Source organism: Paenibacillus hamazuiensis (genome assembly GCF_023276405.1).
GTDB lineage: Bacteria > Bacillota > Bacilli > Paenibacillales > NBRC-103111 > Paenibacillus_AF > Paenibacillus_AF hamazuiensis.
Genome location: NZ_JALRMO010000001.1, coordinates 7,914,903 through 7,935,984 on the forward strand (window position 1 = coordinate 7,914,903; position 21,082 = coordinate 7,935,984).

The 21,082-nt window shown below is 53.9% G+C and carries 19 protein-coding genes, 1 tRNA gene and 1 other annotated feature; of the genes, 13 read left to right on the forward strand and 7 right to left on the reverse strand.

Features of this window, described 5'->3' with window-relative positions; genetic code table 11:
* Positions 1-30: 30 nt before the first annotated feature.
* The 4 genes from MYS68_RS34970 to MYS68_RS34985 all read left to right on the forward strand — a co-directional run bounded on the left by MYS68_RS34970 (position 31) and on the right by MYS68_RS34985 (position 4,508).
* Positions 31-1,746, forward strand: coding sequence for a diguanylate cyclase (locus tag MYS68_RS34970; protein WP_248930156.1), 1,716 nt, complete (start codon positions 31-33; stop codon positions 1,744-1,746).
* Between the two features lie 204 nt (positions 1,747-1,950).
* Positions 1,951-2,418, forward strand: coding sequence for a nickel-responsive transcriptional regulator NikR (nikR, locus tag MYS68_RS34975; protein WP_248930157.1), 468 nt, complete (start codon positions 1,951-1,953; stop codon positions 2,416-2,418).
* A gap of 12 nt (positions 2,419-2,430) precedes the next feature.
* Positions 2,431-2,844, forward strand: a complete 414-nt coding sequence (locus tag MYS68_RS34980; protein WP_248930158.1) for a DUF2203 domain-containing protein — start codon at positions 2,431-2,433, stop codon at positions 2,842-2,844.
* 53 nt (positions 2,845-2,897) lie between these two features.
* Entirely contained in the window at positions 2,898-4,508 is a 1,611-nt protein-coding gene (locus MYS68_RS34985; protein WP_248930159.1) for a copper resistance CopC/CopD family protein, read from the forward strand.
* A 408-nt stretch (positions 4,509-4,916) separates the two neighbouring features.
* On the opposite strand, the gene MYS68_RS34990 is transcribed toward MYS68_RS34985, so the two are convergent.
* Together MYS68_RS34990 and MYS68_RS34995 are read right to left on the reverse strand one after the other, a co-directional pair.
* Positions 4,917-6,119, reverse strand: coding sequence for an MFS transporter (locus MYS68_RS34990; protein WP_248930160.1), 1,203 nt, complete (start codon positions 6,117-6,119; stop codon positions 4,917-4,919).
* Positions 6,120-6,305: 186 nt separating this feature from the next.
* Entirely contained in the window at positions 6,306-7,226 is a 921-nt protein-coding gene (locus tag MYS68_RS34995; RefSeq protein WP_248930161.1) for an aldo/keto reductase, read from the reverse strand.
* Between the two features lie 168 nt (positions 7,227-7,394).
* Between MYS68_RS34995 and MYS68_RS35000 the strand changes: the two genes are divergently transcribed.
* Together MYS68_RS35000 and lepB are read left to right on the forward strand one after the other, a co-directional pair.
* Positions 7,395-7,823 carry a hypothetical protein gene (locus MYS68_RS35000; protein WP_248930162.1) on the forward strand — a complete coding sequence of 143 codons (429 nt, stop codon included), beginning with the start codon at positions 7,395-7,397 and terminating at the stop codon, positions 7,821-7,823.
* A 97-nt stretch (positions 7,824-7,920) separates the two neighbouring features.
* A complete protein-coding gene (gene lepB / locus MYS68_RS35005; protein ID WP_248930163.1) occupies positions 7,921-8,454 on the forward strand; it encodes a signal peptidase I in 534 nt (177 codons plus the stop codon).
* Here the strand turns inward: lepB and MYS68_RS35010 are convergent.
* A complete protein-coding gene (locus tag MYS68_RS35010) occupies positions 8,447-10,780 on the reverse strand; it encodes an EAL domain-containing protein (protein ID WP_248930164.1) in 2,334 nt (777 codons plus the stop codon). The two genes, lepB and MYS68_RS35010, sit on opposite strands and share 8 nt — an antisense overlap.
* Before the next feature lie 352 nt (positions 10,781-11,132).
* Here MYS68_RS35010 and MYS68_RS35015 point away from each other — a divergent pair.
* A tRNA-Gly gene (locus MYS68_RS35015) sits at positions 11,133-11,203 on the forward strand.
* Positions 11,204-11,318: 115 nt separating this feature from the next.
* Here the strand turns inward: MYS68_RS35015 and MYS68_RS35020 are convergent.
* Positions 11,319-11,864 (reverse strand): hypothetical protein, encoded by a 546-nt coding sequence (locus MYS68_RS35020; RefSeq protein WP_248930165.1) that lies wholly within the window; start codon positions 11,862-11,864, stop codon positions 11,319-11,321.
* Between the two features lie 247 nt (positions 11,865-12,111).
* On the reverse strand, positions 12,112-12,579 hold the full coding sequence (locus MYS68_RS35025) for a GreA/GreB family elongation factor (protein ID WP_248930166.1): 468 nt from the start codon (positions 12,577-12,579) through the stop codon (positions 12,112-12,114).
* Positions 12,580-12,846: 267 nt separating this feature from the next.
* On the opposite strand from MYS68_RS35025, the gene MYS68_RS35030 reads away from it, so the two are divergent.
* Positions 12,847-13,503 (forward strand): YheC/YheD family protein, encoded by a 657-nt coding sequence (locus MYS68_RS35030; RefSeq protein ID WP_248930167.1) that lies wholly within the window; start codon positions 12,847-12,849, stop codon positions 13,501-13,503.
* A 202-nt stretch (positions 13,504-13,705) separates the two neighbouring features.
* Here the strand turns inward: MYS68_RS35030 and MYS68_RS35035 are convergent, their stop codons facing one another.
* Positions 13,706-13,798, reverse strand: coding sequence for a putative holin-like toxin (locus MYS68_RS35035; protein ID WP_248930168.1), 93 nt, complete (start codon positions 13,796-13,798; stop codon positions 13,706-13,708).
* Positions 13,799-13,999: 201 nt separating this feature from the next.
* Between MYS68_RS35035 and MYS68_RS35040 the strand changes: the two genes are divergently transcribed.
* Both MYS68_RS35040 and MYS68_RS35045 read left to right on the forward strand, forming a co-directional pair.
* On the forward strand, positions 14,000-14,557 hold the full coding sequence (locus MYS68_RS35040; RefSeq protein ID WP_248930169.1) for a DJ-1/PfpI family protein: 558 nt from the start codon (positions 14,000-14,002) through the stop codon (positions 14,555-14,557).
* A gap of 132 nt (positions 14,558-14,689) precedes the next feature.
* Positions 14,690-15,148, forward strand: coding sequence for an MEKHLA domain-containing protein (locus tag MYS68_RS35045; RefSeq protein WP_248930170.1), 459 nt, complete (start codon positions 14,690-14,692; stop codon positions 15,146-15,148).
* Positions 15,149-15,242: 94 nt separating this feature from the next.
* Here the strand turns inward: MYS68_RS35045 and MYS68_RS35050 are convergent, their stop codons facing one another.
* Entirely contained in the window at positions 15,243-15,830 is a 588-nt protein-coding gene (locus tag MYS68_RS35050; protein ID WP_248930171.1) for a DNA-3-methyladenine glycosylase, read from the reverse strand.
* Positions 15,831-15,997: 167 nt separating this feature from the next.
* Here MYS68_RS35050 and MYS68_RS35055 point away from each other — a divergent pair, with 167 nt between their 5' ends.
* The 3 genes from MYS68_RS35055 (at position 15,998) to pheT (ending at position 20,729) form a co-directional block, all read left to right on the forward strand.
* Positions 15,998-16,771, forward strand: coding sequence for a class I SAM-dependent methyltransferase (locus MYS68_RS35055; RefSeq protein ID WP_248930172.1), 774 nt, complete (start codon positions 15,998-16,000; stop codon positions 16,769-16,771).
* Between the two features lie 62 nt (positions 16,772-16,833).
* Positions 16,834-17,105: a binding site (T-box leader), on the forward strand.
* Positions 17,106-17,242: 137 nt separating this feature from the next.
* Positions 17,243-18,277, forward strand: coding sequence for a phenylalanine--tRNA ligase subunit alpha (gene pheS, locus MYS68_RS35060; protein ID WP_248930173.1), 1,035 nt, complete (start codon positions 17,243-17,245; stop codon positions 18,275-18,277).
* A gap of 19 nt (positions 18,278-18,296) precedes the next feature.
* Positions 18,297-20,729 (forward strand): phenylalanine--tRNA ligase subunit beta, encoded by a 2,433-nt coding sequence (gene pheT, locus MYS68_RS35065; protein WP_248930174.1) that lies wholly within the window; start codon positions 18,297-18,299, stop codon positions 20,727-20,729.
* The last annotated feature ends 353 nt before the right edge of the window (positions 20,730-21,082 follow it).

Genomic DNA, 21,082 nt, shown 5'->3' on the forward strand with positions numbered 1-21,082 from the left:
ATTATTATGGACTATAGTGGAGTGAGAAAAATGAATGCATCCCCAATGGATGATCCTGCGCGCAAGGATAAGAAGCTTCTTCAGGAAAGCCGCAAGCTGTACTTGCGGGAGCTGAATAAGCAGCTGCAGCAGTTGGAGCCGCTGCTTGCCGGGAAACCGGGGCCGGATGCGGCCAAAACGATATACCGGATGGTTCATTCGATGAAGGGGAGCGCTCCGATTTTCGGTTTTACCCGCATCGGTGCGGCTGCCGAAAAGCTGGCGCGCCTGTGGGAGTGGGCCGCGGATGCGGAAGATGACCGTGGCGATACGGCGGAACGTTTTTTCGAAAGCATCGGGAGCGGGCGGAAGCATATGCTCGAGCTGATGATGGAAAAAGAGCTGTACGAGCGGGAAATGGAAGTGGCCGAGCCAGGGGGGGCGCCTCAGCCAGCGGAAAATCCGCTAAGCGGTTCCCGCCTGCTTATTATCGACGATGACGATGTGCTGCGCGGCTATTTGGCCCGTCGGCTTGTGTTGGACGGATATACCGTAGACGAAGCTTCCGATGTTGAGACGGCCAAACAACTGCTGTACGAGCGCAACTACGATTTGATCAGCCTCGATTTGATGATGCATCCCGAGCTCGGATACGAGCTGTTCGCATTTTTGAAAGAAGACCCTACGCTGAAATGGGTGCCGCTCATCGTCATTTCCGGCCGGAATGACGTCCAGGATAAGGTGCGCTGCTTTCAACTGGGGGCCGACGATTACGTGACGAAGCCGTTCGAATACGAGGAGCTGAGCGCTCGGATTTTCAGCCTGCTGCGGCGGACCAAAAATTTCGAGCAGTTGGCGTTTCGCGACCCGCTGACCGGCGTATACAACCGCCGCTACTTTGACCATCAGGTGCAGGTGGAGCTGCAGCGGGTGCGCCGGTATCCGGCTGCGATTTCGATCGTTTTTATCGATATCGACCGGTTCAAATCGGTCAACGATACGTACGGGCACCATATCGGCGATCTGGTCCTGCAGGGACTAGCCCATCTGCTGCAAAACCATGTGCGGGCAACGGACCTATTGGCGCGCTTCGGCGGGGAGGAATTCGTCATCGTGCTGCCGGGATCGGACGGAGCGAATGCCGTCAAGCTCATGGAAGGCATTCGGCAGATGGCTCACGAAAATCCCGTGGCGCACGTTGAAGGCAAACCTTTTCACATTACTTTTTCCGCGGGAGTGTCCACTTGGAGTGACGGACTTAGTCTGGATCAATGGATTCGCCAGGCCGATGCCGCGATGTATGACGCCAAGCAGCAAGGCCGCGACCGTGTCGTCATGTATGAGGAAAAACGGCATGCCGCAGAGGCTCAGCCCGCTCCCCAGCAGCCTGTCGCCCGCAAAAAAATCGTCATCGCAGGGAACGATCCGATTCTCCGCTCGATTCTCGGTTCAAGGCTGCAGCAGCTGGATGCCGAGATCGTAGAGGCGGCAAGCGGCAAAGACGCTTATCGGCATGCAACATCTCCGTCCACTGCGGATCTGTGCATACTGGATCGCATGATGCCGGATTCCGACGGGTTTAACGTGCTGGAAAGGCTGAAAAGCGAACGATCGCTCCACCGCGGCATCAAGGTGCTGATGATGTCCGAGCGTTCCAGAGAGGAAGAGGCGGCTAAGGGGATCGAATTCGGTGCGGACGATGTCATGATCAAGCCGTTTTCCGTCGTGGAGCTGGAGACGCGCGTAAAACGTTTGCTGGAAGGATGAGGTCGGCGTTGCGCCGGCCTTTTTTAACGTAATGTGCCCACCGTCGGATTTTCCTGTGAACCGCGGTCGCTCATCCTTGGAAGGACTTCGTTTAGAAATTTTTCGCAGGCTTTTTTTTGCGGGAGGGACCATGTTAAAAAGATTTGGGTTTTTCGCGCCGAGTATGTTACATTAAAAATATTATCGACTTGTGCGGAGGAAGCTATGGCAGACAAGGAACAGTTGGTTCGTTTTGGCGTATCGATGCCCCAATCCTTAATCGACCAGTTCGACGAGATGATCGGCCAGCAAGGCTACGACAACCGTTCGGAGGCGGTTCGCGATCTGATCCGCAAGGCGCTGCTGGCTCCGGGGCGCATTGAGGAGAGCCGGCAGGTCGCCGGAACGATCGTGCTTGTTTACGACCATCACATCAGCGAGCTGCCGATGACGCTGACAGAGCTCCAGCACCGGTTTCATCATGAGATCAACTCGACTTTGCATATTCATTTGAACCATCATCAATGTCTCGAAGTGATTGTCGTTCGCGGGGTTTACCGCCGTTTAAGGGAGCTGCAGCAGCAAATGCAGGTGCTTAAAGGCGTCTTTTACGCCGAGCTGTCGGTTACTCATGTGGATGAGCATCATGGCGGACAAGAGCCGCACGGACATGAAGATCATCATCACGGGTAAGGGGGAACGGTCGTGGGGAAAAAATATTTTACGCTGCAGGAGGCGAGCAGCTTGCTGCCGATGGTTCGCGTACAGCTGGACGAGCTGCAGCAGCTCAAGCGCCAGTTTGAAGCGAAATATATGGAGCTGCGGGACTTGAAGCTGAGTCATGGGAACCGCGGACAGTCTCAGGAAAACGATCCTTATTTTGCTCTCGAATGCGAGCTCGAATTCATCCAAATGCAGTTCCAGACCGGGGTGGCGAACCTCGAGCGTAAAGGGATCGAACTGAAGGACGTCGACCACGGCCTTGTCGATTTTCCCGCGCTGATCCGCGGGGAAGAGGTGCTGCTTTGCTGGAAGCAAGGCGAGCCGGATATCGCTCATTATCACGGTTTGTATGACGGCTTCGCCGGCCGCAAGCCCATAACCGGGGAAGAATGGTAAATCCGGCGACGTCCGAGTCGAACTATTCAGGCAACGTCCGGGAGGAGCTTTTTTTGAAAATCAGACGGTTACTTTGGATATTTGTTTTACTGGCTCTGGCTATGCCGGTTAAGGTGTTCGCGCATGCGACGCTCATTCAGACCGAGCCCGGGATGAATGCCCAAGTGGCGTCGTCGCCGGCTCAAGTGACGCTGACGTTTAACGAACGGCTGGAGGAAGGTTCTTATTATATCAAGGTTTACGATAGCGGGAAAAAACAGGTCACCGCGGCCAAGGCGGCCATGAACGCCGAGCATACCGGACTTGCTCTCGATTTGCCGAAATTGCCGGACGGCGACTACATTGTCACCTATCATGTGATTTCCGCTGACGGGCATCCGGTCGAAGGTACTTATATGTTTACCGTGGGCCAGGGGGGGCCGAAAACCGCTTTGCCGGCCGATGCGATGCAGGGGATGCATCAGCATAACGGGCTGGCTTATTCCTTCGGCTGGCAGGAGCTGCTGCAATTCATCGCGCGGATACTTTATTACGCCTCGCTGCTCGGCGCCACCGGGTGGGTGATCTGGAGACGTATGCTGAAGCCGCTGCATCCGGAAACAGAGTCGCGTCTTAACGGCGTTGGCACCTGGCTGCAGAGAGCGCTGCTGCTTGCCGTCATCCTGATGATGTACACACATCTGCAAGATATGGTAAGCGGGGGCGGAGCCGAAGCCCTTATCGAGCTGTTTACGCGTACGGGAACCGGCTACGCCTGGCTTGCGGTGCTTGGTTTGTCGCTGCTCGGTTTCGTATTGCTGCATCGCAATGCGGTTCTGGATATGCTCTGGGCTGCCGGGCTCTTTGCGGCGGAAGCGTATAACGGACATGCGGCGGCATTCGGGCCGCTTCGGGAAACGCTGCTGCTGGACGGCATCCATCTGGCTTCGGCGGCCGTGTGGATGGGCGGCCTTATTCTTCTGCTTGCGTTGTACCGCATAAACCGGGAGGAAGCTTTAATTTTTCTGCCGCGTTTTTCGAAAGCGGCGTTGTACTCTGTTTTCATATTGATTGTGTCCGGCGTTTTGACGACACTGCTCTTTTTGCCGAATGTCCGGTACGTGATCTACACGAAATGGGGCTGGCTGCTGCTGGCGAAAACGGCGCTCGTTTTCTTTGTCGTTGTGACGGCGGGCTGGGTGCGCCGGGCGTACCGGCTGCGGAAGCCTTCGCTGCCCGGATGGCTCGTGCTGGATGCGATCTGGATGGTGTTGATCGTCGGGATCGTCGGTGTGTTTACGTATTTGAGCCCGCTGCCGCCAAATGAACCGCTCCATTACCACGTGATGGGCGAGAAGCAGCACATGACCGTGCAAATTTCCCCGAACGCACCCGGGCCGAATACGTTTATCGTCCGGGTGTGGCTCCCGGAAAAGATGGGCAAGCCGAAGCAGGTGCTGCTGAAGCTGAAGGATGAGGAATCCGCGGACATCGCCCCGATCGAGGTGCCGATCGCTCCGTTCGATGATCCTCAGCCGGGCAGCGAAAACTACGGCATGAAGCCGTATTCGTACCGGGCGGAGGGCAATTACCTTCCTTATGCGGGACTGTGGAAGGTCGAGGTCCGGGTCATGGACAGCAACGACGACGAAATGGTGTATGAAAAGGAAATGCGGATCTACTGAAAAAATACAGCGTACAACGCAGCTATTTCTGCGATGTATGCTGTTTTTGTATCGGGGGCTGGCGCGAAATCCGACGGGACGTGTATATGGGATGTTGACAAATCGCTCTTTCTGCACGGTGTAGAATGCTGGGAGGACGATCACTTACTCCTAAAGTAAAGCGCGGCAGCATAGGATTTTGCGTAAGCAAAACCCATGCCAACAGGCGCGGACCCGCGGCACGTACCGCCTCCCAAAGCATCGCACCCAAAGTTAAGCGTGTCCGTCATAGGCTTTTTACCCGAAGGTAAAAAGCCATGCCGGACAAACGCGAACTAGAAGCGAGCACTCCCTCCAACGGGCGGGTCCAGGGCGCCTGAGCGCCTGGGGTCCCCCCGTTGGGGGGATTTAGGGGGGAGCCGTCGCGAACTAGAAGCGAGCACTCCCTCCAACGGGCGGGTCCAGGGCGCCCGAGCGCCTGTGGCCCCCTTCCGGGGAACGTAGGGGGGACCTTGCCATAAAAAACACCAGCCGCAGCGCGGCGATCACAACAAAGCAGCCCCAAAGCGGCATGACCGCGACCAGGGCGCCGGCCACAAACGCGCCGATCGCGTTGCCGCCGTTCATGACGAGCTGGAAGTCGGAGAAATACGCCATCTCCTTCTTATGCTTGCCGGCTTCCTCCATCATCATCGATTGCGAAGCGACTTCGTGGATCGATTGGCAAAGGCCGATCAAGCCCTGCAGTACGATCAGCAGCCACAGCTGATGGACGAAGCCATAGGGAATGATCGCGACCGCCATGCCGAGAACGGCGACAGCGTACACTTTGGACGAGCTTAACCGTTCCATAAGTCTGCGCGCAAGCGGCAGCAGCAAAGCCGACAAGATGCCGGAGGTCACCACGAAGTAGGCGATTTGCGTATTCGTAAGTCCCAACACTTTGACGTGATAGATGATAAACAGAGGGGCGACCATCGCCACTCCGATATTGTTGAGCCCCATCCACCAGATGGTTCGGTCGCATTCCTGGAAAGGCTTCACCCAAGTGAAGCGGATCGGCTTTTTCTCATGCGGCGCCAGCTCGGCGATTAAGGACATTCCGGTAAACGTGGCCAAGCAGCCGATCAGCATGGAGACGACGAAGTTTTTAGGGAAAAAGGCTCCTGTCGCATCCAATACGGCTCCGATGGCGAAGCTGCCGAGCGTTGCAATGACGATGCCGATAATTTTATTCGTGCTGAAAATTTTCGGGAATTCGCTTGGCTCGACCCATTTGCGCATAATGGCCGGCTGCTGGGCGCCGGTGATCATGACGGCTACCGCGTTGATCGACCAGAAGAAGAGCAGGTATGGGATCGGATTCGGCAGCAGCACGGAAAACGCCATGCACAAAAACGCACATTGGCGAACGTACCCGCTTGTCAGGAATACCCCTTTCGTCACGGGGAGCTGTCTCGTGATGAAAGCGAGTGACAGCGCGCAAAAAAGCGGCGGCAGCGAATTGGACAGCGCAATTTCAAAGTTGCTGGCACCCAGACGTGCGATCAGCACCTGCAAAAAGGTGAAAAACGTGACACTTTTGACGTTTTGCAAAGCGGCATCGAGATAAATTCGCGTCGATATGTTCATGCGGGATAAGCCCTTTCTGCCGTACGACATGATGAAAGATGTACTTTTGTCGCTAGCATACATCGGCTTTTCCCCGAATAACATGGACACCGTGACCTAATAACATGGATTATTTTGCTTTCATGAAAAAAGCCGGACCCTAAAGGGCTTCTTTTTCAAAAGCTCTTGCGGATCCGGCTCTATCGATTACTCTTTCCAAGCTTGCGGATGGCTGTCGTTCAAATATTCGGCTGCTTTGGCGTTCGCGGCAACCTGCTGCGGATTTTTGCAGCCGGGGATGACCGCGGTCACTGCCGGATGCTTAAGGCACCAGGCCAAAGCCCATGTCGCCATATCCATGCCGGCCGGCACTTCATTTTGCCGAATCTCCTCCACCTGCTGAAGTTTCTTCAGTGTTTGTTCCTGATCGTGGCGGTGGCGCACGTCGTTTTCGGCGAACACGGCCCCGGGTTTATATTTGCCGCTCAAATACCCGCTCGCCAGCGGCACCCGCGCGAACACGCCCAAATCCTGCTCCTGGCAGGACGGAAAAACCCGTTCCTCGGGCTTGCGATCAAGCCGGTTATAAATGACCTGGATGACCTTCGAGCCGACCTTGGTCGAGCCAGCCGTCTGGTGGAAGTTGTCGTTGCTGCCGATCGATGTGCCGAGATGGCGGATTTTGCCGGCCTGCACCTGCTTGTCCAGAACGGTCCACAGCTCGTCGTTGTCGAACGCTTCGTCCGTGCCAGAGTGGAACTGATATACGTCGATGTAATCCGTACGCAGAGCCTTAAGCGAACCGTCGAGCTGCTTGAGCACGTCGGAAGGGGCCCACAGCTGCTCGCGCTCGAAATTTTTCTCGAAATGATGCCCGAATTTCGTCGCGATAACCCAATCCTCCCGATTTCTGCGCGATATGTAATCGCCGATAAACGCCTCGGACAAATGGTCGCCGTAACATTCGGCCGTATCGATCAGATTGATTCCGAGCTCTCCGGCTTTGTCCAGAATGGCGTCGACCTCGCCTTGGTTGAACTCCATGCCCCATTCTCCGCCGAACTGCCAAGTGCCTACGCCGATGACCGAAACCTTCAACTCCGTTTTGCCCAATCTGCGGTATTTCATCTCAATCCCTCCAGTCGGTTAAGTTCAATTTCTATGTTAACGTTAACAGAAGCTTCAAGTCAAAGGCTGATCTTGTCGAAAGTTGAAATCGTCCATGAATATGGAATAAAATAGTTAACGGCAAACAATCCTATCAAGGAAGAGGAAAAACCAGAGGGGAGATTCGTTATGAGTAAAAAAGCGACCATCATTACTGCCGTACTGATCATCGTGATCGTGGGTATCTCCATCTTTGCCACGATCCGGCAACGGGGGAACAACGAACCGGCTCTGTTGACGGGCCAGTCGCAGACTTGGAAGGTTACCGCGCCATTTATTCGCTCGGGGAATCAAACCACAGTAACGCCGGTTGTTGAATATTTTGCAGCGGAAAAAGTAGAAGAACTGACATTCCGATTCGTATTCAAGGATAACAGCACGCTTGATTTTCCGGCGGTCAACCCGGATGCGGTAACGACAAAAGTCGCATATAAGGCTGATGCTCAGACAACGCCGAAAAGGTGGACGGATGTAGATCACGCGGAAGTGGAGTGGAAAACAGGAGGCCGCAATTTCAAGGAATATATGCAGCTGGAAAACAAGCAACCGGCTAAGTAACCGCGTGCCCTAAGGCAAGGCATTTTTTAAAATTTATGTTATTTTAATATATCGCCCGGTCATTTCGTGTAAAGTGAAGGTACCTTGCTTTAAAGGAGTGACCGGTTTGCTTCCAATCAAAAAGTTTCTCAAGGAATGGGTGCCCAGCCTGCTCGTGGCCGTGGTTGTCAGCTTTACATTTAATACGTACGTAGCCCAAGGCATGAGAGTGCCGACCGGCTCGATGCTTCCTACGATACAGCTGCAGGATCAAATTATGGTGGAAAAGCTGGTGCGGTTCACCGATTTTCAGTTCGGGGATATCGTCGTATTTTATCCGCCGCTCCCGGGCCATGAGGAAGAGCGGTACGTCAAACGGCTGATCGGGCTTCCCGGAGATACGATCGAAATCAAGGACGGCAGCTTGTACCGCAACGGCGAGAAGGTGGACGAGCCGTACATTAGGGAGAAAATGACGTACACCTTCGGCCCGCTCAAGGTGCCCGAGGATAAATATTTCTTCCTCGGAGACAACCGTAATGACAGTCTCGATGCCCATCTGTGGCCGACTCCGTTTGTGGACAAAAGCAAAATTATCGGGAAAGCGATGTTTCGTTACTATCCGCTCACCGAGATCGGGCCGCTCAAATAGCGGCCTTTTTTTGACCGGCGTGAAAATGTCCGAAATCCGCAGCCGTCAGCGGCTTGCTGACGTAATAACCTTGAACCTCATCGCACTCCATCATGCGCAGCATGTTCCACTGATCCTCGTGCTCGACGCCTTCCGCGATCACTTTTTTGCCCAAGCTGCGGGACATGGCGATAATCGCGTTGATGATCGCGCGGTCGCTCTCATCCTGCGCCATATCCTTGATAAACGAACGGTCGATTTTGACCGAATCGACAGACAGCTGCTTTAACAGGGAGAAGGATGAGTAACCGGTCCCGAAGTCGTCAATGGACAACTTCACGCCAAGACCGATGATATCGCGGCACAGCTGCAAGCTGTACGACTCGTCCGTCAGAGCCGTTCTTTCCGTGATTTCCAGACAAAGCAGCGACGGATCGATGCCGGTTCGCGCCAGCGTATCCGACAGATGGGCAGGAAACCCCGGGTCCAAAAACTGCTTGGCCGACAAGTTCATGGAAATGCATATGGGAGGAAGGCCGGATTCGGACCAGACGCGGATTTGCCGGCATACCGTCTGAAGCACCCAATAACCGATATCGGCGATAACTCCGGTTTCTTCGGCCAGAGGGATGAACTCGCCCGGCGGGATCATCCCCACCCCTTGCTTATGCCAGCGGATAAGCGCCTCCGCTCCTACAATCTCGCCAGTTCGGATAGCTACCTGGGGCTGATAATGAAGCGTGAATTCCCCGCGTTCAAGCCCTTCGCGAATCGAACGTTCCAATTGAAAACGGGCCTGCTCTACCCGATGAAGCTCCGGCGAATACATCACATAACGGTTTTTCCCCAGCTTTTTGGCCTGATACATGGCAATGTCGGCATATTGAAGCAGCTCGTCCGCATCGCTGCCGTGTTCGGGCGAAAGACAAACTCCCATGCTGGCGGATATATCATACTGCTTGTCGTTAAGGTAAAAGGGAGACCGGATGCTGTCGATAAGCGACCGGCAAAAGTCGGCTATCGGTTCGTGCAGCGGCATGCGGCGGATGACGGCGAATTCGTCTCCTCCCAGCCGGGCTACGATCGTCCCTGCGGATAACCGCTTGCGAAGCTGTTCCGCTACGTGCTTCACGAGCAAATCCCCGACGTGATGCCCCTGCGTATCATTGATTTGTTTGAAATGATCCAGATCAAGCAGCAGGAGCACGAAGGAGTTGCCCAGCGACAGCTCCGTTTGCAGCTTCAAGCGAAACTCGATTCGATTAGCCAACCCTGTCAAAGGATCGTGATAGGCGAGATATCGCACTTGATCTTCGGCCAGCTTTTTGTCGGTCACATCCAGCAGGATGACGCATTGAAACAAGTCGGAGGCAGTAGCGACATATTCGCTCTCCGCTCTGATGCATCGGCTCTCACCCTGATCGGCGACGATCTCGAAATCTCCCTTCCACAATTGGTTCGCCGGGTGGACTTCGGTTCGGACATAGTCGCGAAAGGAGCGACCGATCGGCGTGGAAACATCGCAGCCGAGCAAATACGAAGCCTGCGGGTTCGCTTCTTTGATAACCCCGTCCCGGTCAAGCAGCAAAATCGACAAGGGGGACATTTCATACAGCGCACGGTATTTTCGCTCAATCGAAGGCATGAAATCGTACCTGACCATCGCATGACGCAAAAATCGGGCAAAGATGAGAATGCCGAATATGCCTAAGTTAGGCAGCGGCATGTCGGCGGGGAGGAACCCGGGATTTTTGCAAAAGGAGAGAGGGATGGCCCAGGCTGCACCCAGCACAAGCCCGGAAAGCACAGATTTCATTTGCTTTATTTTTAGCGTCAAATTTTGCCTTTTTACATAACGGTAAGAGGAGACGGACATGAATATGCAGACGGCACAGGTATACATCGAACAAATGACTGAAAACACGAGTAAACCTGGACCCGGGTATTGAGCAATCCAGCTGCCGTGGCGGATGATGTCGATGGAAATCCATTCGGCCGGGGTTAGCAAAACAATTCCTGCGGCTCCGGGGGCGAAGCAAACCACATGCATGAGCATACGGGAAACGCCCCGGTAAAGATCGGTAAGGCGGGCGCAATACAGGATGACCAAACACATGACGGCTTGGGACGGAATATAGATGAACGTAAGGGCCATCTGCTCCGTATAGGCGGCCGGCAGCACGCTGAGGAGAAAGCTGCCGAACGGCAGCAGCATGGAGGTCAGCATAAACAAAGAAGCGATCCGGTTGAGAGCGCTGTTTTTGTTGCGCTGATAAATATCGACCGCCATATAAAACAAGCCGAAAACTGGGAGCAGGAAAAGGATGAGGGAGATGTAGAGATGCATGAATACACAATCCTCCGATGGCCTTGATGTCATGATTTTCGGATGTCTTGAGGTCGAGGACAAATCGAAAGACGGCGGCTGCCGATGTAAGGGGTTTCGTAACCTTATTGGCGGCAACTGCAGGCATAATCCGATTGCTGAGTCCCTCTGGTTTCGTGTCCCGCGCTTTCGCATGGTTTGCCTTTGTTTGGCAATATTTATAGTTCTTTTATACCATATTATGTCGAAAGCTGTCTATGACATTTAGGGTGTTTTGTCGATTTCTTGAGCGGTGAAATTTGAAGCGGGGTAAGATCTGGACAATACGAAATTCACGATATATAATAAATTTTACGTCGGCTTTATTTATCATGCGGGTGTAGTTCAATGGTAGAACTCCAGCTTCCCAAGCTGGTAGCGTGGGTTCGATTCCCATCACCCGCTTACGCGAAAACCCTTGTGCAGCAAGGGTTTTTTGCTTATATGGAGTGTTGTGATGAAAGGAGGAAGCAATGACTGCCTCCTCCTTCTTGGTTTGAGCCGGATGATAGAAACTCAATTATCTGTATTCAATATCGAGTCTGGCATAAGCGGTACCACCGTTACTTATCCCGGAATAATTAGAAATACCGGCGTCAACGTAGAAATTGATCGGGCCGGAATATCCGGTTACATCGATTATTAATGTATCGTAAAAGTCATCGCTTTCCGAAGCATCGCCTTGGTAATCGTACCAATAGTAGGAATTAATATCTTCAACTGTGCATCCGCATCGGGTTGAGTAAATGGAATTTCCGCCGTAAACATCTACAGTGAAATTTGATCCCCGATTATAGAGATACCCATAAAAGTTCACTACAACTTGATTTAAATTCTCAACATAAGTTTCTCCACGGGATACGCCGTAACAATAGCTTCCGTTTTCAATCATACTATTGACGGAAACTTCTCCGTCACTTACTTGTGGAATTGGGTTGCAGTTGTACCTGCCGTAGTCCGTATAATTGTCCCATGTAATAGGGGTAGCTCCGGCAAATGCGGCTTGCGAGAAAGTTAACAACGCTATAATCATAGGTAAAACGCTTACAAGTTTCTTCATTTTCATATTGCCCCTCCATGATTTGAACTCATAGCTGGCCAGCTACCTCTTAATAATTACATAAAATGGAATGCGAAAATATAGGTTGTTTATGCTTGTTTTTGGAAAAAATGCCAAACGTGAAGATGATACACTTATTGAATGGGTACATTTCTGCTTATCCCTCTATACATATCAACCGACATAAACCGAGAAAACAAAAACACACTAACCGATTGTCCATAAACAATGAGTTAGTGTGCCTTTTTTTCAATTATTCAATTTGAAATCCGCCGATATAGGTATATTTGATTTCACGAATCCGTACAGGATGCTCCCCGGCAGGAGTCTCCAGGAGCAGAGGGCAATCGGGCTTCGCGCAAAGCAGTTGCCTGCCTATCGGCGAGATAAAAGAAATTCGGTTGGCGTCGGGATCGCTTTCCGACGGATGGACTACCGTAAAAGACTCGCTGGAGCCATCGTCTTCAAAGAGCACTTCCGCCTTGCTGCCGATTAAAACGACATTTCTAAGCATTTCATCAAGTATACGATCATCATTCTCAAGTATACTCATCAATTTTTCCGTGTACTGTTTGATCGACGTTTCCACAAGATTTCGTTCCGGGTTTTTAATTCCCGAAAGATACATATCTGCAAAGTGGTGGGTTTGTTCGTCAAAAAACACAAGTTGACTGATTAAATGTCGGCGTGTGGCACCAAGCGCGTTAAAACTAGGGTTCATAGTAGATATCACCCCCCACTTGTTTTTCCCTGCACAGTTTGATGCCGTTGATGTTATTCATACCAGCCATCCTCCCGATAAAATAATAAGCCACCTGAAAGGGGGCTCTGTATCCAATTGTAGCATATTTCATGATATGTATCATCACGATAGCTATTTGATGCCCAGCCCGATTTTACGGCAGCGGTCCAAGCGTCTAGGTAAAGCCTCTCGTCCAAGCATACTCTGAGTATTGAGCGTGTCTTGTAAAAGAGAGGTGGGACATTAATGCGACATGTCGCCAATAAATGGACAAAGTTCGAAATCCTGCTCCGCCATGACGGGGCATCGAAGCACGTTCCGGCGATGCGGGTGTACAGCAGCGAGAGCCTGAAGGCGATGCTGCAGCAATTTTCCTTCGTTGTGGCCAAACCGTTTATAGGCACCGGAGGACACCTCGTCGTCAAAATCGAGAGAGCACAAGGCGGATATTTTCTTCATTATTACGGAAGCAAAAAAAGGTACGGCACGTTCGAGGGGTTGGTTGCAGCGTTAAACCGGATCCGCAAAGGCCGTCAGTACATGGTGCAGCAGGGCATCCATTTAACAAGGATCGGCGGCCGGCCGGTGGATTACCGTGTGAAAATGGTCAAAACGGGCCGCTCGTGGGCGATCCGCGCGGTTGTCGGCAGGCTGGCGCGTCCGGGGCTTTTCGTCACCAATATATGCAGAGGAGGTACATTGATGAGAGGGCGGGACGCGCTGCGGCGGACGTTCCCCGCCTCGCTCGTCCGTTCCAAAATCGCCACGATGGTTGGAGTCGCGCGGACCTGCACGTTTTTGCTGGAATCCCACTTTCCGGGAATCGGCGCACTGGGGTATGATTTCGGCGTTGACAGGCAAGGAAGAGTATGGATATTGGAGGTTAATACCAATCCTCATTAACGGCTTCAATCGGCCCATGAGCTTCATTTATTGCTTAACTAAAGTTTACGTGATATATTTGAGCTAGGAAATGAGTAAAATAAAAGAAGACCGCAGATGTTGGTAGCATCCACGGTCCTTGTACAACAAGCTTTGGTGGGACTCCCTCCAAAGGTATTGCTTTAGGATGAAGTAACCCACTCGGGCGGCAACCAGAGGTGGGTTACTTTCGTTTATCGACGTACGTCAAGAGCGCCAGAATAAACGTTCCGAAGCTCAGAAACGACATAATCGTTTGGAAAGTATCCATAGGCATCCCCTCCTTTCCGGAAGGAGCCTTCACCAAAGGTTGGTTGTACAAGTAGATTATACCATGAGGAACATATATTCGTATATAATCTTTATATACTCGAAAAACGGCATATTCCGACATATTTCCTCCGTTTACAAAAACAGGCGTCTCCCTCAAAATGGAAACAGTGGGACAAAACCCACAATTTGACGTTGGGGTGATTGAATGTCTAAGAAGATCCTGATTGTGACCGGAGATGCGGCTGAGGCGCTGGAAGTGTATTACCCGTATTATCGCGTGCTGGAGGAAGGCTACGAAGCGGTGATCGCTTCCCCGAAGAAAAAAGTGCTCAGGACCGTCGTGCACGACTTCGAAGGCTGGGATACATACACGGAGAAACCCGGCTACCAGCTCGAATCGCACATTTCGTTCGAACAGGTCGAACCTGCGGAATACGACGGCCTCATCATCCCGGGCGGACGGGCGCCGGAATATATCCGCTTGGATGAGAATATTCCCCGTATCGTCAGCCGCTTTTTTGAAGCGAATAAGCCGGTCGGCGCCATCTGCCATGCGGCTCTTGTGCTGAATGCGGTGAAAAATAACAGCTATTTCGAAGGGCGCACGATGACCGCATATACCGCCTGCCGTCCCGACGTGGAAAACCTCGGAGCGCGTTATGCGTCGGAAACGTTGTGCGTCGACGGAAACCTCGTATCGGGTCACGCTTGGCCGGATCTTCCCGGATTCATGAGAGAGTTTCTGCGGCTGGTGAAACAATAAAACGAACAAAACGAGAGCTGCCGGTGCGTGCCGGCGGTTCTTTTTTTTCTCTGGAATTCTCTTAAATATTTGGGGAATTTCAGCTATGATAGAGACCGTAAAGAAGCAGCCAGACTATGGGAGGGACGCGAAATGCAGAAGAAAGGACTTGCCGAAAGCGAGGCGCATGCACGACTTTTGGTGGACAGCTATTTTAGATGGACGGGGAAAAAATTGCTCGACATAGACGGCGCAAAACCGCTGGCAGGCCAGCTGTTCGAGGCGCCGATCGTCATTTTGTCACACGGCACGGAAGCCGATCCGGTATTGAATTACGGCAACCGCAGGGCGCTGGAGCTGTGGGAAATGGAATGGGATGCCTTTACGCAAACGCCGTCGCGTCAAACGGCGGAGCCGATGATGCAGGCGGAAAGGGAGGTTTTTATGAGAACGGTCAGCGAGAAAGGATATGTCGACAATTATACGGGAATCCGCATTTCGCGGACGGGCAAACGGTTTTCCATCAACAACGCGACGGTCTGGAACTTGATTGACGGCGAAGGCCGTTACGTGGGGCAGGCGGCGGCGATCGCGAGGCATGAGTATATTTAGCGGGGTTCGACTCAACAATCATGCGGCTGCCCTGACCGCAGGTGCCGGGGGCGCCGCATGATTGTCGGAGGGACGGATTCCTTCGATTGCTTTCTCACTTAGAAACAAAGAGACTACCTTTCTCCCAGAAACGCCAAGGATAATGTTTTGCTTCGCCGGTATTGTCAATGCCAACCCTGGGTCCGGAGGCGATGGAATCTACGGTGCGCCCTTCCGCGATAAAAAGCGGCTTCCTGAAGAGCGGTTGTCCATAATCCGCTTTTACGATCCCAAGGGCTTTGGTCAGCTTTCCCGGACCGTTGGCAAGTTCGCTTTTCTTTTTATCCCGGCCGCGGCGTTCGTACATCAGCTCGAGTCCGGTACACGGCTCGATGGCTCTGATGAGAACAGCCTCCGGTTGACCGGCTTGTCCGCTGACCACATTGATAAGACAATGCGTATGCATGACATAAGTATACGCATAACCGGCCGGACCGAACATGATTTCCGTCCTTGGAGTTCTTCGGTTTCCAAAGCTATGTGCTGCACGGTCTTCCGGACCGATGTAGGCTTCCGTTTCCACGATCCATCCGGAGGCTGCCCCGGATTCCGTTTCCTTGATCAACAGCTTGCCGAGTAAAGCCTGCGCCAGCTCGAGCGTAGGCCGTTGAAAAAACGAAACATCCAGAGGCTGCATAAGCATGCGGCTCCCCTTTCTTTTGAGATCATGATCTATTATAACCCAAACGGAATTTTTGGATAAAAAGGGCATAGGCCGCTTCAACTTTGAAGACATTTATGATAATATAAACATACCGTCACGTGAAATATTGTTTCACCAAATGAAACTAAAAGGATGGTGTGTATACAATGGACATTAAGCAGCAAGTGCAAAGCCAGTTCGGGAAAAACGCGGCGAATTACGTAACAAGCCGCCTGCATGCGCAGGGGGACGATTTGAAAGCGCTGGTGGAGCTCGCGCAGGCCGAAGGGAGCCGCGGGGCGCTCGACATAGCGACCGGCGGAGGCCATGTGGCGAATGCGCTCGCCGCATTCATCGAAAGCGTCACCGCTTGCGATTTGACGGAAGCGATGCTGGAGCAGGCGCGGAAGTTTATCGCCGGCCAAGGCCGCACGAACGTCAGCTTTGCGGCGGGAGACGCGGAATCGCTTCCTTTTGCAAATGAGGCTTTCGATCTGGTTACTTGCCGCATAGCCGCACACCATTTTCCGGATCCGGACGCTTTCGTTCGCGAGGCGTTCCGCGTGCTTGCGCCGGGCGGGAGCTTTTTGCTGATCGACAATGTGGCTCCGGAGGAGAACGAACTTGACGAGTGGTACAACGACATCGAGAAGAGACGGGATCACAGCCATGTCCGCGCGTGGAAAAAATCCGAATGGCTCGCGCGTATCGAGCGCAGCGGCTTTAGAGTGAAGCAGCTTCGGGTTTTTCCGAAACCGTTCGAGTTCCGCGGCTGGACGGAGCGGATGGGGCTCCCGCCCGAGGCGGCGGCAGAACTGGAGAAGCGGATGGTGGAGGCGCCGGAGCGGGTGCGGAAGCATTTTCAGGTGGAAATCGAGAACGGGCGTGTCCACAGCTTTCAGGGCGAATCGATTCTCGTGCAGGCGAGAAAACCGTTATAATCGAATGCCCACTTGCATTGCAAGCGGCGTTTGCATATAATACGTGTTAATTGAACATATCGTCAAATGCGTTGAAGGAGAAAAGTACGCAGCGCCTCTTTACAGGGAGAAGCCGGCCGGAGATTGAGAGCCGCTTCAAAGAACCAGGCTGCCGAAGTTCGCTCCCGAGCAGACCCTTGAAACCGCCTGAATCCGGCGTGCAAGTAGGGGGAACCGGAGAATATCCGTTATGAGCAACGAGTGAGAACCTTTTCCAGGCTTGTGCCGGTCGCAACGGCGGAAGAAGGAAGAAAGGTTCTAACAAGGGTGGTACCGCGGCTTTTTCGTCCCTTTTTGGGAGAAAAGGCCTTTTTTGTCGTTTAGGAAATAATGCGCAGCCAATTCCGTGGATAACGGGGGATATGGGGATATGTTCCTGTGCATGAAATGGCCGCGAAACTTTTGGAGGCAATTTTCGAAGGAGGTATGAACATGAAGGACAAGTTGGAAGCATTAAAGCAGGAAGCGCTGCAGGAGCTGGCGCAGGTGGAAAACCAGCAGCAGCTCAATGACCTGAGGGTCAAGTATTTGGGCAAAAAAGGCCCGCTCACCGAAATACTGCGCGGCATGGGGGCGCTCAGCGCCGAGGAGCGGCCGATCATCGGTCAAGTCGCGAACGACGTTCGCGCGGCGATCGAATCCGTCATTGAAGCGAAGCAGCAGGAATACGAGCAGGCGGAAACGGCAAACCGGCTTCGCGCGGAAACGATCGACGTGACGCTGCCCGGCCGTCCGGCTGCAACCGGGGCTCTGCATCCGCTGACGAAAGTGATCCAGGAGATCGAGGATATTTTCGTCGGCATGGGCTATACGGTGGCGGAAGGGCCTGAGGTGGAGCAGGATTATTACAACTTCGAGGCGCTCAATCTGCCGAAAAACCACCCGGCCCGCGACATGCAGGATTCGTTTTACATTACCGAAGAGATCTTGATGCGCACTCATACGTCGCCGGTTCAAGTTCGCACGATGGAGAAAATGAAAGGCGAAGTGCCGGTGAAGATCATTTGCCCGGGCAAAGTGTACCGCCGCGACGACGACGACGCGACGCATTCGCATATGTTCACGCAGATCGAAGGTCTGGTCATCGACCGGAATATCCGGATGAGCGACTTGAAGGGAACGCTGCTGCAGTTCGTGCAGGAGATGTTCGGCAAGCAGACGAAAATCCGCATGCGTCCGAGCTTCTTCCCGTTCACCGAGCCGAGCGCGGAGGTTGACGTGAGCTGCATGATGTGCGGGGGAGCGGGATGCCGCACGTGCAAGATGACGGGCTGGCTGGAAATTCTCGGCTCCGGCATGGTGCATCCGCGGGTGCTCGAGATGGCCGGTTACGACCCGGAAGTATACAGCGGCTTCGCCTTCGGGATGGGCGTCGAGCGGATCGCCATGCTGAAGTACGGCATCGACGATATTCGGCATTTTTACACGAACGACCTTCGTTTCCTGAAGCAGTTCGTTCATTTGTGAGAGAGGGGAGCGAAAAGACATGAAAGTATCTTACCAATGGTTGTCCCAGTATGTGGACGTGAGCGGATATACGGCGGCGGAGCTGGCGGAGAAGCTGACGCGCAGCGGCATTGAAGTGGACATTGTGGAAAGCCGCAACAAAGGCGTGGAACACGTCGTGGTCGGCTATGTAAAAACGCGGGAGAAGCATCCGGACGCCGACAAGCTGAGCGTCTGCACCGTCGATGCCGGGCAAGGCGAGGATTTGCAAATCGTTTGCGGGGCGAAAAATGTAGCGGCCGGGCAAAAGGTGCCCGTCGCGCTGATCGGCGCGAAGCTGCCGGACGGCCTCGTGATCAAACGCGCGAAGCTGCGCGGCGTGGAATCCCAGGGCATGATCTGCTCGGCGAAGGAGCTCGGACTCAATGACAGGCTGCTGCCGAAGGAAATTCAGGAGGGCATCCTCGTGCTGCCGGAGGACACGCAGATCGGGCAAAGCATCCTCGAGGTGCTCGCGATCGACGACGAGGTGCTGGAGCTCGACCTGACGCCGAACCGTTCGGATGCGCTCAGCATGCTCGGCGCGGCTTATGAAATCGCGGCGATTCTCGGCTGCGAGGTGAAGCTGCCTGACGCGGAAGCGGGAATCGGCGGAGGCGCGGTCCGCGCGGCGGATAAAATCAGCGTCAAGATCACGGCGGCGGAGCAATGCTCGCATTACGCGGCGCGGCTGATCGAAGGCGTGCAGGTCGGCAAATCGCCGCTATGGATGCAAAACCGGCTGATGGCGGCAGGCATCCGCCCGATCAACAACATCGTCGACATCACGAACTACGTGATGCTCGAATACGGACAGCCGCTTCATGCGTTCGATGCGGATAAGCTGGCGAACGGCCATATCGACGTTCGTTTGGCGAATGCCGGCGAAAAGCTCGTGACGCTCGACGATGTGGAGCGCACGCTGGAGCCGCATATGCTGCTTATTACCGACGGAACGAAGCCGGTGGCGATCGCCGGTGTGATGGGCGGCGCCAATTCCGAAGTGACGGAAGGCACGACGCGTATTTTGCTCGAATCGGCCAAGTTCGACGGCGGCTCGGTGCGCAAAACGTCCCGCCAGCTCGGGCTTCGCTCGGAAGCGAGCCTGCGCTTCGAGAAGGAAGTGAACCCCGAAGCCGTGATCCCGGCTCTGAACCGGGCTGCATCGCTGATGGCGCAGTATGCGGGAGGTCAGATCGCCGAGGGCATTGTCGAGGCGCGCACGAAAGAGCATAAGCCGGTGACGATCGCGATTACGGCGGACCGGATCAATCAATACCTGGGGACGCAGCTGAGCGCGGCTCAGGTTAAGGATATTTTTGCCAGACTGCATTTCCCGGTGGAAGAAGGCGCAGACGGATCGCTGACTGTTCACGTGCCGAGCCGGCGCGGCGATATTACCCGCACGGTCGATTTGATCGAGGAAGTGGCGAGGCTGCACGGCTACGATAACATTCCGACCACGCTGATGAGCGGAGTGACCACGCCGGGCTCGCTGACGAAGGAGCAGAAAATTCGCCGCATTGCGCGCGAACGGATGACTGCCGCCGGGCTGCACGAAGTGGTGACGTATACGTTCACCGATCCGAAGCTGATCGAGGAGTTCCCGGGCGCGTTCAAAGAGACGCAGCCGGTTGCTTTGGCCATGCCGATGAGCGAGGAGCACAGCACGCTGCGGACCAGCCTCATTCCGCATCTGCTTGAGGTGATCGGCTACAACCGCAATCGGAACATGGACGATGTGGCGGTATTCGAAATCGGCAAAGCATTCTTGACGCAGCAGAAGGCTCTGACGGAGCTACCGGAGGAGCGGCTGCTGTTATCGGCGGCGATCACCGGGAAGCGCCAAGACATGCATTGGACGGGGAAGGCGGCCGCGGTCGATTTTTACGATCTGAAGGGGATCTTTGAAAATCTTGTCGGTTACCTCGGCATCGAAGGACTGACGTATGCTGCGGCCCAGCCGGAAGGCTACCATCCGGGACGGACGGCGGAGATCCGCCTTGACGGCAAGGCGATCGGATATATCGGGCAGCTGCACCCGGCTTACCAGAAGGCCAAAGATTTGGAGGATACCTACGTTCTTGAGGTGGAACTTGAACCGCTCGCCGCGAATGCGAACGGCAGCATCGCTTACCGGGCGCTGCCGCGTTATCCGGCTATCAGCCGCGACATGGCGCTGGTGGTGGATGCAGCTGTGCCGGTGGCGGATTTGGTTGCCAAAGCAAGCGAGGTGGCGGGAGATCTGCTCGAATCGATTCAAGTATTCGACGTGTTCACAGGGGAACGGCTCGGCGCGGGCAAAAAGAGCGTCGCGTTCTCTCTCGTCTATCGGACGCCGGAGCGTACGCTCACCGATGAGGAAGTCAGCGAACTGCATGCGAAAGCGGTCGCCGCTTTAGAGCAAACTTTCGGAGCGGAGCTCAGAAAATAGACAAACTTCTACAGAACTATGGCAGGAAAAAAGGCTCGTCGTATCGAATCTTTATGGATACGGCGGGCCTTTTTGGGTTTTGCCGGGGAGTATGTCTCCGAAAGCGATTGGAACTAATGGTAAAAGGTCCCATTTTGTGAGCCGGAAGGTTTCCCGAGACTGGTTCGGATGCATTTGAGCGTACGTGAAGGGATAAGACGCACAGGGTACACAAGGGGCCAAACGCTTCGAAAGCGGATTAAAGCGAGATAAGCGCAGTATCTTGGTTAATGTGGGTTATTACGAACCGGCAAATCGGCTTAAGCGAATAAACTTGGCTTATTTTTGCCAAGGGTGCCGCGAAATGGGGGAAG

Excerpts from the sequence above, each read along its gene's own strand:
- MYS68_RS34970 (WP_248930156.1), top strand. The coding sequence starts at position 31 with ATGAATGCATCCCCAATGGATGATCCTGCGCGCAAGGATAAGAAGCTT.
- MYS68_RS35045 (WP_248930170.1), top strand. The coding sequence starts at position 14,690 with ATGCAGAAGAAAGGACTTGCCGAAAGCGAGGCGCATGCACGACTTTTG.
- nikR (WP_248930157.1), top strand. The coding sequence starts at position 1,951 with ATGGCAGACAAGGAACAGTTGGTTCGTTTTGGCGTATCGATGCCCCAA.
- pheT (WP_248930174.1), top strand. The coding sequence starts at position 18,297 with ATGAAAGTATCTTACCAATGGTTGTCCCAGTATGTGGACGTGAGCGGA.
- MYS68_RS34995 (WP_248930161.1), bottom strand. The coding sequence starts at position 7,226 with ATGAAATACCGCAGATTGGGCAAAACGGAGTTGAAGGTTTCGGTCATC.
- MYS68_RS35025 (WP_248930166.1), bottom strand. The coding sequence starts at position 12,579 with ATGAACCCTAGTTTTAACGCGCTTGGTGCCACACGCCGACATTTAATC.
- MYS68_RS35035 (WP_248930168.1), bottom strand. The coding sequence starts at position 13,798 with ATGCCTATGGATACTTTCCAAACGATTATGTCGTTTCTGAGCTTCGGA.
- MYS68_RS35055 (WP_248930172.1), top strand. The coding sequence starts at position 15,998 with ATGGACATTAAGCAGCAAGTGCAAAGCCAGTTCGGGAAAAACGCGGCG.
- pheS (WP_248930173.1), top strand. The coding sequence starts at position 17,243 with ATGAAGGACAAGTTGGAAGCATTAAAGCAGGAAGCGCTGCAGGAGCTG.
- MYS68_RS35000 (WP_248930162.1), top strand. The coding sequence starts at position 7,395 with ATGAGTAAAAAAGCGACCATCATTACTGCCGTACTGATCATCGTGATC.
- MYS68_RS35050 (WP_248930171.1), bottom strand. The coding sequence starts at position 15,830 with ATGCTTATGCAGCCTCTGGATGTTTCGTTTTTTCAACGGCCTACGCTC.
- MYS68_RS35020 (WP_248930165.1), bottom strand. The coding sequence starts at position 11,864 with ATGAAAATGAAGAAACTTGTAAGCGTTTTACCTATGATTATAGCGTTG.
- MYS68_RS35030 (WP_248930167.1), top strand. The coding sequence starts at position 12,847 with ATGCGACATGTCGCCAATAAATGGACAAAGTTCGAAATCCTGCTCCGC.
- MYS68_RS35040 (WP_248930169.1), top strand. The coding sequence starts at position 14,000 with ATGTCTAAGAAGATCCTGATTGTGACCGGAGATGCGGCTGAGGCGCTG.
- MYS68_RS34990 (WP_248930160.1), bottom strand. The coding sequence starts at position 6,119 with ATGAACATATCGACGCGAATTTATCTCGATGCCGCTTTGCAAAACGTC.
- MYS68_RS35010 (WP_248930164.1), bottom strand. The coding sequence starts at position 10,780 with ATGCATCTCTACATCTCCCTCATCCTTTTCCTGCTCCCAGTTTTCGGC.